Genomic DNA, 14,520 nt, shown 5'->3' on the forward strand with positions numbered 1-14,520 from the left:
GCTCAGCTCTTCACGGCGCCGGCGGTGATGCCGCCGACGATCTGCCGGCCGAAGACGGCCGTGACGACGACCAGCGGCACGGTGGCGATGACGGTCCCCGCGAGGATCACCGCGATGTCCGGGGTGTAGCCGGCCCCGATGCCGGCGACCGCCACCTGGATGGTGGGGGTGTTCCGCACGGCGATGAAGGGCCACAGGAAGTCGTTCCAGGAGGCCATGAAGGACAGGATGCCGAGCACGGCCATCCCGGGCCGCGCGATGGGGAAGACGATCGAGACGAGGATGCGGTGGAGGCTGGCGCCGTCGACGGTGGCCGCCTCGATGAGCTCGTCCGGCAGGGCCTGGCTGATGTACTGGCGCATGAAGAACACCCCGAACGCCGTGACGGCGGCCGGCAGGATGACCGAGGCCAGGTTGTTGACGAGACCGAGCCGGCTCATGACGACGAACAGCGGCACGATGCCCAGGGTCGGCGGGATGGTCAGGGTGGCGAGCGCGATGCCGAACAACGCGGTGCGACCGGTGAACCTCAGCTTGGCGAACGCGAAGCCGGCGATGGTGCAGAAGAAGACCGTGGAGGCGGTGACGGTGCCCGAGACGATCAGCGACCGTCCCAGGGCCTCGAACAGCTCGGCCTGGTCGAGCGCGCGGGCGAGGTTGTCGAACAGGCCCGGCCCGGGCAGCAGCGGAGGCTGCCCGTCGTAGAGGTCCGCCGGGGTGTGCGAGGCCGCGACGACCGAGTAGTAGAGCGGGAAGAAGAAGAGCAGCGCGGTGATCGTCAGGGCGACGTACGTGCCGACGCCGGCCTGGTCCTGCCGGCGGTAGCGTCGCCGGGTCGCCGGTGGCGCGTCAGCCGTCGAGCTCGTCACCGCGGCGGGGTCGGTGGTCGTCATCGGGATCCTCCTGCCGTCGTGGGACGGATGGGGCGGTCGCGGGTCTTCAGGCGTGCCAGGCCGGTGTTGAGCAGCACCAGCGCGATGACCAGGACGAGCAGGACCATGGCGATGGCGGAGGCCCGCCCGAGCCGCCCGAAGGTGAAGGCCACCTCGTACATGTACATCGCGATGACCTGGTACTGCCCCAGCGCGCCGCCTCCGGCGCCGTTGCCGAAGAGGAACGGCTCGGTGAAGAGCTGGGTCGCACCGATGGTCGACACGACGATGGTGAACAGGATGGTGGGACGCAGGCCCGGCAGGGTCACGTGCAGGAACTGGTGCCACCGGTTGGCGCCGTCGATGGCGGCGGCCTCGTACAGGTCCTGCGGGATCGACTGCATCCCGGCGAGGTAGATGAGGGCGTTGTATCCCGCCCAGTGCCACGTCACGATGACCGAGATCGCGAACTGTGCCGTCCACTTGCCGTTGGTCCACGCGACGGGGTCGAGGCCCAGGAAGCCGATGAGCACGTTGGCGAGCCCCCCGGCGCTGTTGGAGAAGATCGAGCCGAAGACCAGGGTCGCCGCCACCAGGGACGTGGCGTAGGGGATGATCATCGACACCCGGAAGAAGTTGCGCAGCCGCATGCTGTAGTTGAGCTGGTGGGCCAGCGCCAGGGCGATGAGCAGCTGGGGGACGGTCGAGAGCAGCCCGATCGTCAGGGTGTTGACGAGCGCGTTGTAGAAGGCGTCGCTGGTGAACAGCCAGACGTAGTTGTCCAGGCCGCGGAACTGCGGGGTACCCCCCGCCAGGCGGTACTCGAAGAAGCTCAGCCAGAGGGTGAAGACGAGGGGGAAGAGGCCAAAGGCCCCGAAGAGCAGGAAGAACGGCGAGACGTAGCCGTAGGGCGTGAGGCGTTCGGCGAGGGAGCGCCGCTGGTGCCGGGGCGACGAGCTCGGACCGGCGACCTCACGGTCGGGCGGGGCGTCGACGGACATGGGGGTGGCCTTGTCTGTGGGACGGTGCGGTGGGAGGGCGGCCCCCGCCGGGAGGGGGCGGGGGCCGCTGGCCGGCGGCCGGTGGCGGTATGCCGTCAGCCGACCTGGTTGTTGATGTTCTCCACCGCGGTGTTCCAGGCGTCCTCGGGTGAGACGTCGTTGGCGCGCACCGAGACCAGCGCCTCGGAGAGGGCCGCGTCGATGACGCCGTCGTCGATGCCGAGCGGCTGGTCGGGGGCCGACTCGTAGGAGGCGCTGAAGATCTCGCCGATGGGCGCGCCGCTGAAGTACTCGTCGGTGACGTCGCTCACCTGCTCCAGCGCCTCGCTGTTGGACGGGAACGCCAGGCCCTGGTCGAAGAGCTCGGTCTGCGACTCGGCGTTGGTGAGGAAGGCCGCCAGCTGGATCGCGGCCGCCGCGTTCTCGCTGGCGCGGGGCACCGAGAGGTAGGACCCGCCCCAGTTGCCACCCATCTCCTGCGGCAGCGGCATGACCGACCAGTTGCCGGAGTTCTCGTCGCCGGCCTGCTGCTTGATGTAGCCCTGCATCCAGGCGGGGCAGGCCAGCGTGGCGAACTCACCGGTGTTCATCGCGGTGTTCCACTCGGGGGAGAACTGGGACAGGTTGGCCGTCAGGGCCGCCGCGTTCGCGGCGCGCATGAAGGAGGGCCGCACGGTGTCGTTGGTCTCCCAGGTGGGCTCGCCCTCCTCGTCGTAGTTGCGCACCGGCTCGACCGACGTGAGCAGGCGGTAGTAGCCCGACACCGTGTCCATCCACGGCTCCCCGGTCGCGTCCATGTACTCCTGGCCGACGCTCTCGTAGGAGTCCCAGTCGGTGATCTCCTGGGAGAGCTCCTCCGCCGTCGAGGGCAGGCCCGCCTCCTCCAGCTTGTCGCTGCGGAAGCAGATGGCCATCGGCCCCGAGTCCGTGCCGAAACCGAGGACGGCGCCGTCCGCGGTGGTGATGGCGCCGGTCTTGGCGTCGGGGTAGTCGCCGATGTGGTCCGCCTCGGCGGTCTGGGTCATGTCGACCCACTGCTCCTGCTGCTGCTGGGTGACCAGGGCCGCCCGGCTGATCTCGATCGGCTGGATGTCGGCGAGGCCCGAGCCGGAGTTCAGCTTGGTCGTCAGCGCGGTCCAATAGTCCGTCTCGTTCTGGGTCTCCTGGTACTCGATGGTGACGTTGGGGTGCTCCTCCATGTAGGCGTCGAGCAGCCCCGCCTTCTGGTAGTTGTCGAAGATGCCGCCGAAGGAGTCGACGGTGATGGTGACCGGCTCCTCCTCGTCGGGGGCGGCGACGGGCGTCTGCTCCGCCGACCCGTCCGAACCCCCGGAGCAGGCAGCCAGTGCCAGGGCCCCGACGGTCACGAATGCCAGCACTCTGGCGGTGGACCTGTGAACACGTGCTGTCATGACCGAACCTCCTGCTCGTTCCCCGTGGGAACGCGAATCGCCGTTGATGTCGGAGCTCCCCCGCACCAGCGCGGTGAAGTAAGAGCGCTCTCATGTTGCGTCAGGAAACAAACCGCTGTCAAGGATGGTGACCAGATCGTGATGTGGCTCACGCGGAGCCGCGCACCCGCAGGGTCGTCGGCAGGAGCACGTGGCGCGGTCCAGACCGGCCGTCGATCTGGTCCAGCAGCAGGTCGGCGACCTCACGACCCATCTGGCGGATCGGCTGGCGGACGGTGGTCAGCGGCGGTTGGGCGGCCTCGGCCAGCGGGACGTCGTCGAAGCCGACAACACCCACGTCCTCCGGGACCCGGCGACCCCTCGCGGTCAGCGCCTGGATCGCCCCCACCGCCATGGCGTCGCTCGCGGCCACCACGCCGTCCAGCTGCGGGTGGCGCTCGAGCAGGGTCTCGGTCGCCTCGCGCCCGCCCTGCACCGTGAACGGTGCGTGCACGGTCCGGTCGGCCGTCCCGGACAGGCCACGGCCCGCCAGCTCGAGGTCGAAGCCGGACCGGCGGTCCTGGGCCGGGGTCATGTCGGCCGGCCCGGCCACGTGCACGACGAACTCCCGACGCTCCAGCAGGTAGCGGGTGGCCGCGCGGCCACCACCGACGTTGTCCGCGTCCACGAACGCCAGGTCGTCGTCCGCCTCGTGCGGCCGGCCGCACTGCACGACCGGTATGCCGAGGGCCCGGACCGCGTCCGGCAGCGGGTCGGCGCCGTGGAAGGCGCCGAACATCAGGCCGTCGAGGTGTCCGCCGGCGACGAACTGCTGCAGCCGGTGGCGGTCGTGCTCGGAGGAGACGATGATGAACGTCAGCTGGCGCTCACGCGCCGCGACGCCCTCGTGCACCCCCCGCAGGACCGTCGCGAAGAACGGGTCGGAGAAGACGCTCTCCTCCGGCTCGGAGACCACGAAGCCCACGGCGTCGCTGCGCCGCGTCATGAGGGACCGGGCGGCGTAGTTGGCGACGTAGCCGAGCTCGGCCGCGGCCTCGTGGACCGCCCGGCTGTTGTCCCCCCGGCCCGCCTTGCCGGACAGGATGCGTCCGGCAGTGGCGCGGGAGACGCCCGCGCGGGCCGCCACCGACTCCAGCGTGGGAGCAGGGACCTTGCGGAACCCGGCCACGGCACTGTCCCTTCTCGACGGACCGACCTGCGGACGCGGAGCAGACTACCCCGTGGTCCCGGTGTCCGTCCGCGGACGCACCCCGCACGGCGGTCCGCCCTGCGGGGTGTCGTCGCGGTGGGTCAGGCCGCGCCGAGCAGGTGGCGCAGCGCCAGCTGCTGCAGCTGGACGTGACCGTAGCCGCGCGTCGCCAGCCGGTCGGCCTGCTCGCTGATCTCGCGTCCGAGGTCCTCGCTGTCCAGCAGGCTCGCCACCGTCTCGCCCTCGTCGAGGGTGGGCTGCGCGAGCTCGCCGATCCCGGAGTCGCTCATGGCCTGCGCGGTGGCGGGGTCGGCGCGGAAGGCCCTCGCGCGCTCCGCCAGGAGGGTGTAGGTCTCCATGTTGGCGGCGGCCGAGGCCCAGACGCCGTCCATGTCCTCGGTGCGGGGAGGCTTGTAGTCGAAGTGCCGTGGGCCGTCGTAGCGCGGGCCCCCGCCGGGGAAGCCGTTCTCCAGCAGGTCGACGGTGAAGAACGCCGAGATGAGGTCCCCGTGGCCGAAGACCAGGTCCTGGTCGAAGCGCGGCCCGTGCTGACCGTTGAGGTCGAGGTGGAAGAGCTTGCCGGCCCAGAGCGCCTGGGCGATGCCGGCGGTGAAGTTGAGCCCGGCCATCTGCTCGTGCCCCACCTCGGGGTTCACGCCGACGATGTCGCCGTGCTCGAGCATCGCGATGAAGGCGAGCGCATGGCCCACCGTGGGGAGCAGGATGTCCGCCCGCGGCTCGTTCGGCTTGGGCTCCAGGGCGATGCGCATGTCGTAGCCCTGCTCCTTGATGTGGGCCGCGACGCAGTCGACGCCCTCGACGTACCGGGCGAGGGCGGCGTGGTGGTCCTTGGCGCCGTCGTACTCGGTGCCCTCACGACCTCCCCACATCACGAGGGTGCGGGCGCCCAGCTCGGCCCCGAGCTCGACCTGCCGCAGCACCTTGCGCAGCGCCAGCCGTCGCACCTGCCGGTCGTTGCTGGTCAGCGCGCCGTCCTTGAAGACGGGGTGGGTGAAGGTGTTGGTCGTGACCATGGGGACGCCCATGCCCGTCTCGTCCAGCGCCTGCCGGAAGCGGCTGATGACCGCGTCCCGGTCGGCGGCTGACGCTCCGAACGGGACCAGGTCGTCGTCGTGGAAGGTGACGCCGGACGCGCCGAGCCCGGCGAGACGGTGCACGCTCTCCACCGGGTCGACAGGATCGCGGGTGGCGTCGCCGAACGGGTCCTGCGCGGACCAGCCGACGGTCCACAGGCCGAAGGTGAACGGGACCGGGTGCGACGGTGCAGGCAACGGAGCCTCCTAGGTTGGTTGTGAACTGAAACTATCTACCCCTAGGCTGGGTCGCGCAACCCCACCCCGACGGAAGGCCCGCCCCATGACCGAGCAGAGTGAGAGCGCTCCCGATATCGACGCGCTCCTGGCCGACATGACGCTGGAGGAGAAGCTCGGGCAGGTCGTGGGCTTCTGGGACCAGGGGGACGGCGAGGCGGTGGCCCCGATGCAGGGGGTCTTCGAGGGGGGTGGTTCGGCGCTGCACGAGGTCGCCCGGCACGGTCTGGGGCACCTGACGCGGCCCTACGGCACCCGGCCGGTGGAGCCCGAGGAGCAGGCCCGCCGCCTGTGGGAGTTCCAGCGCTGGCTGGTCACGAGCACCCGCCTGGGGATCCCGGCGCTGGTCCACGAGGAGTGCCTCACCGGGCTGGCCGCGTGGCGCGCCGCCACCTACCCGACCCCGCTGGCCTGGGGCGCCAGCTTCGACCCGGACCGGGTCCGCGAGATGGCCGCGCTCATCGGGAGGTCGATGCGCCAGCTCGGTGTCCACCAGGGCCTGGCACCCGTCCTCGACGTCGTGCGCGACCCGCGCTGGGGGCGGGTCGAGGAGACGATCTCCGAGGACCCGTACCTCGTGGCCACCATCGGGACGGAGTACGTCCGGGGCCTGCAGTCCGAGGGCGTGCACGCCACGCTCAAGCACTTCGTGGGCTACTCGGGATCGCAGGCGGGCCGCAACTTCGCGCCGGTCCACGCCGGCCCCCGCGAGGTCGAGGACGTGCTGCTGGTGCCCTTCGAGATGGCCGTGCTCGAGGGGGGTGTGCGGTCGGTGATGCACTCCTACGCCGAGATCGACGGCCTCCCGGTGGCGGCCGACCCCCGTCTGCTGACCGGGGTGCTGCGCGAGCGCTGGGGTTTCGACGGCACCGTCGTGGCCGACTACTTCGGGGTCGCCTTCCTGCACCTGCTGCACCACGTCGCCGCCGACCTGGGGGAGGCGGCGGCCCAGGCCCTGGCGGCAGGGGTCGACATCGAGCTGCCCTCGGGCGACGCCTACCTGGGGCCGCTGGCCGAGGCGGTGCGCGGCGGTCGGGTGGACGAGGCCCTGGTCGACCGGGCGTGCCGGCGCGCCCTGCAGCAGAAGGCCGACCTCGGGCTGCTCGGGGCGACCTTCGAGGACGAGCCACCCTCCCAGGTCGACCTCGACAGCGCCGAGCACCGCGCCCTGGCGGCGAGCCTCGCCGAGGAGTCGGTGGTGCTGCTCGCCAACGACGGGACCCTGCCGCTGGCCCAGCCGGGCAGCGTCGCCGTCATCGGTCCGAACGCCGACCGTCTGGAGGCGCTCTTCGGCTGCTACGCCTTCGTCACCCACGTGCTGCCGCAGCACCCCGGGACCGACGCGGGCATCGCGGCTCCGACGGTCCTGGAGGCGGTGACCCGGGAGTGGCCGCGGGCGAGCGTGAGCCACGCGCAGGGGTGTCCGGTCGAGGGCGGGGACGACGCGGGCATCGCCGAGGCGGTCGCCACCGCGCGGGACGCCGAGGTCGCCGTCGTGGTGGTGGGCGACCAGTCCGGCCTCTTCGGGCGGGGGACCTCCGGGGAGGGCAGCGACCGCGACGACCTCGAGCTGCCCGGTCGGCAGCGCACGCTGGTGGAGGCCGTGGTGGCGACCGGGACCCCGGTCGTGCTCGTGCTCATGACCGGGCGTCCCTACGCGGTCGGCTGGGCCCTGGCCTCCTGCGCCGCCGTCGTCCAGGCCTTCTTCCCCGGCGAGGAGGGCGCGGGCGCCGTCGCCGGGGTCCTGTCCGGCCGGGTCAACCCCTCCGGTCGCCTCCCGGTCAGCCTGCCCCGCTCGACCGGGAGCCAGCCCTACACCTACCTCCACCCGACGCTGGGGGGCGACACCGACGTGACCAACCTCTCGAGCCGTCCCGCGCTGCCCTTCGGTCACGGGCTGAGCTACACCACCCTCGAGCGACGCGACCTGCGGGTGCGGGCCGGCGCCGCCTCGGAGGGACTGGACGTCTCGGTGACCGTGAGCAACACCGGAGACCGGTCCGGCGTGGAGGTGGTCCAGCTCTACGTCCGGGACCTCGTCGCCACCGTGACCCGCCCGGTCGCCCAGCTCGTGGGCTACGCCCGGGTCGAGCTGGAGGCGGGCGCGAGCGCGGACGTGCGCCTCGTGGTGCCGCCGGCGCGGCTGGCCTTCACCGACCGCGACGGCGCCAAGGTCGTCGAGCCCGGTGACCTGGAGGTGTGGGTGGGGTCCTCGGTCGCGGACCGCGACCTGCTGAGCACGGTGACGCTGTCCGGCGACGTGCACCACGTCGGGGTCCGGGACCCTCGGCGCACCGAGGTGCTGGTGGAGCGGTGACCGGGGTGGCGGACCCCCGTCTGAGTAGGCTTCCCCGCATGCCTGCTCTCCCCGTGACGGCCGGTCCGTCGGCCTCCGCGCGCCAGTCCAGCGTGCGCGCCACCAACCTCGGGGTCGTGCTGCGCTGCCTGTGCGCGGCGCCGGAACCGCTCTCCCGGGCCGGCGTGGCCGCGGCCACCGGCCTGACCCGCTCGACCGTCTCGCGCCTGGTCGACGACCTGGTCGGTGGCGGGCTGGTGGAGGAGGGGTCGGCGACGACGGTGGGCCCGGGGCGGCCCGGCACCCCGCTGACCCCGTCCGGCCGCGTCTGCGCGCTGGGGCTCCAGGTCAACGCCGCCCACGTGGCCGTGCGCCTCATCGACCTGCGCGGCGTGGTCCGTGCGGAGTCGCGGTCCGAGCCCGACCTCGTGGGCTCGGAGCCGACGGCCGCGCTGCGGCTGCTGGACGGGCACCTGCGCGAGTGCCTGGCCGCGGTGCCCGAGGGTGGTCGGGTGGTGGCCGCGGGGATGGCGCTGCCGGGCGTGGTCGACACCGCCGGCCAGCGGCTGCTCACCGCGCCCAACCTCGGCTGGCGCGAGGTCGCGCCCGCCCGGTGGGTGCACCCCCTGCTGCCGGGCACGCCGCTCACCCTGGGCAACGAGGCCAACCTGGCCGCCCACGCCTTCGCCCAGCCGGCACCGGGGCGACCCGGGCCGTTCAGCCACTTCGTCTACGTCTCCGGCGAGATCGGCATCGGCGGGGCGGTCGTCGTCGACGCGGAGGTGCAGGCGGGGCGGCACGGCTTCGCGGGGGAGCTGGGCCACATGACCTTCCGTCCCGGCGGCGACCCGTGCCCGTGCGGGGCCGACGGGTGCCTCGAGCGCTATGCCGGGCGCCTGGCCATGACCCGCCGCGCCGGGCTGCCGGACGGCACCACGCTGGCCGAGCTGGGGGAGCGCGCCGAGCAGGGGCATCCCGGCAGCCGGGAGGCCCTCGACCTGGCGGCCGAGGCGCTTGGGGTCGTCCTCGCCGGCGTGGTCAACCTGCTCGACGTCCCCACCGTCGTCCTGGGCGGGGAGATCGGCGACCTCGCCCGGCAGCTGGGCCCGGCGGTCGAGGACCGCCTCCGGAGGAGGGTCCTGGCGGCGGAGTGGATGTCGGTGACCGTCGCGCGCGACGAGGACGACGTCGCCGGCGCCACGGGCGGGGCGCTGCGTCTGCTCACGGACGTGGTCGCCGACCCCGTCGCCCACCTCGTCGACGGGCGCCGCGGCGCGGCGCCGGTCCTCGCCTGAGGCCGGCCCTACCGCGACGGGTGCCCGCGCCCGGCGGTCAGCGCGTCGAGCAGGTCGGCCGCCTCGAGCATGGCCGGGCCGTACCACGTGAGCAGGCGCCCGCTCACCAGCCGCGTGGGCGTCCGCGCGAACGCCTCCGGCCCGTCGTCGGGCGTGAAGACGTAGGGCTCGTCGGGCAGCAGGGCGACGTCGGCGCCGGCGGCGTCCAGGTCAGCGAGGTCGACCCGGGGGTAGCGCTCCGGCGCGGAGGCGTAGACGTTGTCCACACCTCCGCGGGCGAGCAGGTCGGTGGTGAAGGTGCGCGGGCCGACGACCATCCACGGGTCGCGCCAGACCGGCACGGCGACCCGCGGGCGGGACGGCGGGCGTTCCTCCCCGGGAGGGGCCGGGCGCGGGCCGGCCCAGCGGTGCTCGACCTGCGTCAGCCACTCCGGCGCTCCCCAGCCCAGCACCTCGACGAGCAGCCGGCGCAGCACCCGCAGCGCGTCGTCGACCGACTCCACCACGCCGACCCACACCGGGATGCCGGCGGCGCGCAGCCGCTGGACGTCCAGCTCGCGGTTCTCCTCCTGCACGCACACCACGAGGTCGGGCTCGAGCGCGGCGACCGCCGCACGGTCGGGGTTCTTGGTCCCCCGGACCCGGGGCACGTCGAGGTCGGCGGGGTGCGTGCACCAGTCGGTCGCGCCCACGAGGGCGCCGGGGCGGGTGCGCGCCAGGGCCTCGGTGAGCGAGGGGACCAGCGAGACGACCCGCTCCACCGGGCCGTCGGGCACCTCGGCCACCCCGCCGAGGTCGTCCCGCACGGCTCTCACGCGCCCCCCAGCGTGGTCCCGTCCTCGACCGTCCCGCCCTCGGGGCCGAGGTGGGCGACGCCCTCGACCCGGACCCCGGCGCCGAAGCGCCAGTCACCCTCCACCTCGAGGCGCTCGGCGTCGACCAGCGAGGGGACCCCGTGGGGGAAGCGCTCGTCGAAGTCGCCGATCATGCCGTAGCAGTCCTTGGTGAGGTCCACCACCGGCGCCGGGTCGACGGTCCGGCTCAACCGGTAGGACGTGCCGTCCACGGCATACGCGTCCGAGCGCAGCAGCGCCAGCTCGTTGGTGGTCTTGACCGGCACGAAGCGGTCGCGGGTCACCGCGATCGCGGCGGCGTCGTCGAAGAGCTCGACCGCGCTGCCCATCGCCGACTCGATCTGGATGACGGGGGTCGAGCCCTTGTCGGTCGGGTCGACCGTCTTGGCGTTGCGGATGAGCGGCAGCTCCATGACGCCGTCCCGCTCGGTCAGCATGTCGCGGAGGCGGGCGAGGTCGAACCACAGGTTGTTGGTGTTGACGAAGGGGTGCTTGTCGCCGTCCATGAAGTGGACCATCTCGTCCTCGGCGGTCTGCGCCGTGTCGCGCAGCACGAGCCGGCCGTCCGCGCGGCGGCGCACGAGGTGCCCGCCCTTCTTGTCCATCTCGGTGCGCCGGCACACCTCGGCGGCGAAGCCCGCCCCGCTGCCCGCGAACCACGCGGCGACCCGCCCGTCGGCCACCGCGCCGAGGTTGTCGATGTTGGAGACGAAGGCATACCGGAAGCCGCCGTCGAGCAGCTGGTCCAGGAGGCCGCTGGCCAGCAGCGAGGGGTAGAGGTCGCCGTGCCCGGGCGGGCACCACTCGAGCCGCGGGTCGGCCTCCCAGGTGACCGGGGTGAGGTCGTCCGCGCGCAGCTTGGGCTCCTGGCTCTGGACGAAGTCCAGGGGTATGCCGTCCACCTCCAGGTCGGGGTAGCGCTCCAGGACCTCCAGGGTCGCCTCGCGGGTGGAGAAGCTGTCCATGAGGACGAGGGGCAGGGTGACGTCGAAGCGCTCGCGCAGCGCCAGGACCTGCCGGACCGTGATGTCGAGGAAGGTGAGCCCGTCACGCACCGGCAGCAGCGACTTCGGGCCGGCCAGCCCCATGGACGTGCCCAGACCGCCGTTGAGGGTGATGACCGCGGTGGCGGCCAGCGCCTCGCGGGCCTCGTCCTCGCCCACCTCGACGTCCTCGAGGTGCGCCGAGGGGAGGGCGGGCTCGACGTCGGACTCCGCGATGAGTCCGGTCGCCCCCGCCGCCAGGTGGTCGTAGTGCCGGGCGAAGGTGTCGCGGGCCGGCTGGCTCACGCCGGCCTCCACCATGCGGTCCAGGGCCTGCTGACGTCCAGATGCGCTCATGGGACCAACCTACCGAGACCGGCCGGCCCCGGCTCGCGGGCCGACCGGGAAGAGCACCGGGGTCCGCGCCTTCCAGGCCTCGTAGTCCTCGCGGCCTCCCCAGCGCTCGTCGGCGCGGCGCTCCAGCGCCGGCACGCCGCTGCCGAAGCGCAGCAGCAGGTAGACGAGCACGGGGGAGAGGAGCGTGACGTGCTGCCAGCCGACGAGCGGCGCCGCCGCGACCAGGGCCACCCCGGTCCACACCAGGACCTCCCCGACGTAGTTCGGGTGGCGCGACCACGACCACAGACCGCCCCGGACGAACTCGCCCTCGTGGCGCGGGTCGGCCCGGAAGGCCGCCTTCTGGGCGTCCGCCAGGGCCTCGACGGCGAGGCCGACCACCCAGACCACGACCCCGGCACACGCCAGGACACCCAGCGGGGCACGGTCGCCGGAGGTGATCGCCGCCAGGGCCGCACCGGCCGTGAAGGTCACCCACAGCGCCTGCACCGTCCATGCCATGAGGAAGCCGGACCAGCTCTGCTTGAGCTCGTCGAAGCGGCCGTCCGTGCCGGCCCGGGTGATCCGACGGAACAGGAAGGTCCCCAGCCGCGCAGCCCACACCAGCACCATGCCGGCGAGCATCCAGGTGCGCGCGTCCCGGTCGGCCACGAGGACGAGCGCGAGGACCGTGACCAGCTGGAAGGTGAGGGAGCCGGTGAGGTCGAAGAAGCGCTCGGTCTGCGCCCGGAAGGAGGGGACGTAGACCACCCAGTTGAGGGCGTAGGCGAGCAGGACGAGGGCGCCCATGAGCGGGGGGCCGTCCAACAGCAGCTGACCCCCGTCAGATGCGGCCAGGGCGAGCAGGAGGCCCGCGACCGTGGCCAGGGCGGACAGCAGCAGGCTCTTCACCCTGGCCACCCTAGACACCGGTGGGGCGAGACGCCCGCGCGTCTCGCCCCACCGGTGGGCAGGGACCGTCAGCCCTTGACCCCGCCGGCCAGCAGGCCCCGGACGAAGTACCGCTGCAGGAGGAGGAACACCGTCACCGGCACGACCATGGCGACGAAGGCGCCTGCCGAGAGCAGGTGCCAGGCCGTCCCCCGCGTGCCCGTGAGGTCCGCGAGGCGAACGGTGAGCGGCGCCACGTCCGGCGACGAGCCGAAGACCAGGCCGACGAGCAGGTCGTTCCAGACCCAGAGGAACTGGAAGATCCCGAAGGCCGCGATCGCCGGCACCAGCAACGGCAGCAGCACCTGGAAGAAGATCTTGACGTGGCCTGCGCCGTCGACCCGGGCCGCCTCGATCAGCGACCTGGGGATGTCCATCATGAAGTTGTGCAGCAGGAAGATGGCCAGGGGCAGCGCGAAGATCGTGTGCGAGAGCCAGACCGGCCAGAACGAGCCGACGATGCCCCAGTTGTTGTACTGCGTCAGCAGCGGGATCATGGTGATCTGGATCGGCACGATCTGCAGCGCGAAGACCGCCACGAACAGCATGTTGCGCCCGGGGAAGTCCAGCCAGGCGAAGGCGTACGCGGCCAGCAGGGCCAGCGTGATCGGGATGATCACTGCGGGGAGGGTGATGACGATGGTGTTGACGAAGACGTCGATGAAGTTCGTCGAGCCTCCGTAGAGGACGGCGTCGTAGTTGGCCCACGTGACGGCCGGGTCGCCGAAGAAGGTCCACCAGCCGGAGGTCCGGATGTCGATCTCGGGCCGGAACGAGGTCACGAACAGACCGAGGGTCGGGACCGACCAGAGGATCGCGATGACGATCGCGATGACGCTGGCCCACGGGGAGGACAGCCGCGTCTTGGCGTCCACCGCCCGCTGCTCGGCCTTGGTGAGCTTGCGCGGTCCGGTGCTCTTCGTCGGTGCCGGCCCGGGGACGTCCGGGACGGTGGTCGCCTGGCTCATCGCTGCTCCTCTGCAAGTTTCATCTGACGCACGTTGTAGACGACGATCGGGATGACCATGACGAACAGCAGCACCGCGAGCGTGGCGCCGATGCCGGTCTCGGCCCGCACGAAGCTGCGGGTGTAGAACTCGTTCGCGACGATCGAGGTGTCGAAGTTGCCACCCGTCATGGTGAAGACGATGTCGAAGACTTTCAGGGTGGCCATGGCGATCGTGGTGACGACCACGACCACGGCCGGGCGGATGGAGGGGACGGTGACCGAGCGGAACATCTGCCAGTTGGTCACCCCGTCCAGCTTGGCCGCCTCGATGATGTCGTCGGGGATGGCCTTGATGGAGGCGGACAGGATCGTCATGGCGAAGCCGGACTGGATCCACACCATGACGGCGATGAGGAAGAAGGTGTTCCACGGCCAGGTCAGCAGGAACTGCTGGCTGTCGAAGCCGAGCCAGACGAGCAGCTGGTTGGCCAGCCCGGTCTGCGGCTGGCTGGTGGGCTTGAAGTCGTAGACGAACTTCCAGATGATGCTGGCCCCCACCATGGAGATCGCCATGGGGAGGAAGACCAAGGTCTTGGCGAGCTTCTCGAACCGGGTGCGGTCCACGAGGACGGCGTACACCAGGCCGACGGCCGTCGACACCAGGGGGACCAGGAGCACCCACAACAGGGTGTTGAGCAGCACGACCCGCAGCGCTGGGCTGCCGAAGACCTCGGCGTAGTTGCTGAGGCCGACCCAGTCTCGCCCGCTGTCGCCCTGGAACGAGTTGATCATGGTGACGATCGCGGGGTAGACAAGCCCGAAGACGACGAGGAGTGCGGCGGGGCCGAGGAAGGCCAGGACGGTGATCCACTGCGGCATCCGCGGCCGGTCGGTGAGGAAGAGCACCAGCGCCATCACCGCGACGAAGAGCAGGATGGCGATGCCCATGACGATGAACTTCTCGACCGGCGTGCCGGTGCTGAGCAGAAACTCCATGGCGTGGGTCCTTTCGTGGCGGACCGGGACGACGCGGGGGCGGGCGATGACTCTG

At 72.1% G+C, this 14,520-nt stretch carries 12 protein-coding genes; 2 read left to right on the forward strand and 10 right to left on the reverse strand.

Features of this window, described 5'->3' with window-relative positions; genetic code table 11:
- Positions 1-2: 2 nt before the first annotated feature.
- The 5 genes from FHD63_RS05275 to xylA all read right to left on the reverse strand — a co-directional run bounded on the left by FHD63_RS05275 (position 3) and on the right by xylA (position 5,766).
- On the reverse strand, positions 3-893 hold the full coding sequence (locus FHD63_RS05275; protein ID WP_139720718.1) for a carbohydrate ABC transporter permease: 891 nt from the start codon (positions 891-893) through the stop codon (positions 3-5).
- Positions 890-1,873, reverse strand: a complete 984-nt coding sequence (locus FHD63_RS05280) for a carbohydrate ABC transporter permease (protein WP_139720719.1) — start codon at positions 1,871-1,873, stop codon at positions 890-892. Before FHD63_RS05280 ends, FHD63_RS05275 begins: the two co-directional genes overlap by 4 nt.
- Positions 1,874-1,968: 95 nt before the next feature.
- A complete protein-coding gene (locus tag FHD63_RS05285; protein ID WP_158296710.1) occupies positions 1,969-3,240 on the reverse strand; it encodes an ABC transporter substrate-binding protein in 1,272 nt (423 codons plus the stop codon).
- Positions 3,241-3,433: 193 nt separating this feature from the next.
- Positions 3,434-4,453 carry a LacI family DNA-binding transcriptional regulator gene (locus FHD63_RS05290; protein ID WP_139720723.1) on the reverse strand — a complete coding sequence of 340 codons (1,020 nt, stop codon included), beginning with the start codon at positions 4,451-4,453 and terminating at the stop codon, positions 3,434-3,436.
- A 122-nt stretch (positions 4,454-4,575) separates the two neighbouring features.
- Positions 4,576-5,766, reverse strand: coding sequence for a xylose isomerase (gene xylA, locus FHD63_RS05295; protein WP_139720725.1), 1,191 nt, complete (start codon positions 5,764-5,766; stop codon positions 4,576-4,578).
- An 85-nt stretch (positions 5,767-5,851) separates the two neighbouring features.
- On the opposite strand from xylA, the gene FHD63_RS05300 reads away from it, so the two are divergent.
- Together FHD63_RS05300 and FHD63_RS05305 are read left to right on the forward strand one after the other, a co-directional pair.
- Positions 5,852-8,122: a beta-xylosidase/alpha-l-arabinosidase gene (locus tag FHD63_RS05300; protein WP_139720727.1), complete on the forward strand. Its 2,271-nt coding sequence runs from the start codon at positions 5,852-5,854 to the stop codon at positions 8,120-8,122.
- Positions 8,123-8,160: 38 nt separating this feature from the next.
- Positions 8,161-9,396, forward strand: coding sequence for an ROK family transcriptional regulator (locus FHD63_RS05305; RefSeq protein WP_139720729.1), 1,236 nt, complete (start codon positions 8,161-8,163; stop codon positions 9,394-9,396).
- A gap of 8 nt (positions 9,397-9,404) precedes the next feature.
- Here the strand turns inward: FHD63_RS05305 and FHD63_RS05310 are convergent, their stop codons facing one another.
- The 5 genes from FHD63_RS05310 to FHD63_RS05330 all read right to left on the reverse strand — a co-directional run bounded on the left by FHD63_RS05310 (position 9,405) and on the right by FHD63_RS05330 (position 14,465).
- Positions 9,405-10,211: a helical backbone metal receptor gene (locus FHD63_RS05310; protein ID WP_174964903.1), complete on the reverse strand. Its 807-nt coding sequence runs from the start codon at positions 10,209-10,211 to the stop codon at positions 9,405-9,407.
- Complete coding sequence (locus FHD63_RS05315; RefSeq protein ID WP_238705777.1) at positions 10,208-11,590, reverse strand: UTP--glucose-1-phosphate uridylyltransferase; 1,383 nt, start codon at positions 11,588-11,590, stop codon at positions 10,208-10,210. The genes FHD63_RS05310 and FHD63_RS05315 overlap by 4 nt, the downstream gene beginning before the upstream one ends.
- A gap of 9 nt (positions 11,591-11,599) precedes the next feature.
- Positions 11,600-12,481 carry a DUF1295 domain-containing protein gene (locus FHD63_RS05320; protein WP_139720731.1) on the reverse strand — a complete coding sequence of 294 codons (882 nt, stop codon included), beginning with the start codon at positions 12,479-12,481 and terminating at the stop codon, positions 11,600-11,602.
- 68 nt (positions 12,482-12,549) lie between these two features.
- Positions 12,550-13,488: a carbohydrate ABC transporter permease gene (locus FHD63_RS05325; RefSeq protein WP_139720733.1), complete on the reverse strand. Its 939-nt coding sequence runs from the start codon at positions 13,486-13,488 to the stop codon at positions 12,550-12,552.
- Entirely contained in the window at positions 13,485-14,465 is a 981-nt protein-coding gene (locus FHD63_RS05330; protein WP_139720735.1) for a carbohydrate ABC transporter permease, read from the reverse strand. The genes FHD63_RS05325 and FHD63_RS05330 overlap by 4 nt, the downstream gene beginning before the upstream one ends.
- Positions 14,466-14,520 lie beyond the last annotated feature (55 nt).

It is taken from the genome of Serinicoccus chungangensis (genome assembly GCF_006337125.1).
In the GTDB taxonomy this organism is placed as follows: Bacteria; Actinomycetota; Actinomycetes; order Actinomycetales; family Dermatophilaceae; genus Ornithinicoccus; species Ornithinicoccus chungangensis.

Excerpts from the sequence above, each read along its gene's own strand:
- FHD63_RS05280 (WP_139720719.1), bottom strand. The coding sequence starts at position 1,873 with ATGTCCGTCGACGCCCCGCCCGACCGTGAGGTCGCCGGTCCGAGCTCG.
- FHD63_RS05300 (WP_139720727.1), top strand. The coding sequence starts at position 5,852 with ATGACCGAGCAGAGTGAGAGCGCTCCCGATATCGACGCGCTCCTGGCC.
- FHD63_RS05325 (WP_139720733.1), bottom strand. The coding sequence starts at position 13,488 with ATGAGCCAGGCGACCACCGTCCCGGACGTCCCCGGGCCGGCACCGACG.
- FHD63_RS05305 (WP_139720729.1), top strand. The coding sequence starts at position 8,161 with ATGCCTGCTCTCCCCGTGACGGCCGGTCCGTCGGCCTCCGCGCGCCAG.
- FHD63_RS05330 (WP_139720735.1), bottom strand. The coding sequence starts at position 14,465 with ATGGAGTTTCTGCTCAGCACCGGCACGCCGGTCGAGAAGTTCATCGTC.
- FHD63_RS05275 (WP_139720718.1), bottom strand. The coding sequence starts at position 893 with ATGACGACCACCGACCCCGCCGCGGTGACGAGCTCGACGGCTGACGCG.
- FHD63_RS05315 (WP_238705777.1), bottom strand. The coding sequence starts at position 11,590 with ATGAGCGCATCTGGACGTCAGCAGGCCCTGGACCGCATGGTGGAGGCC.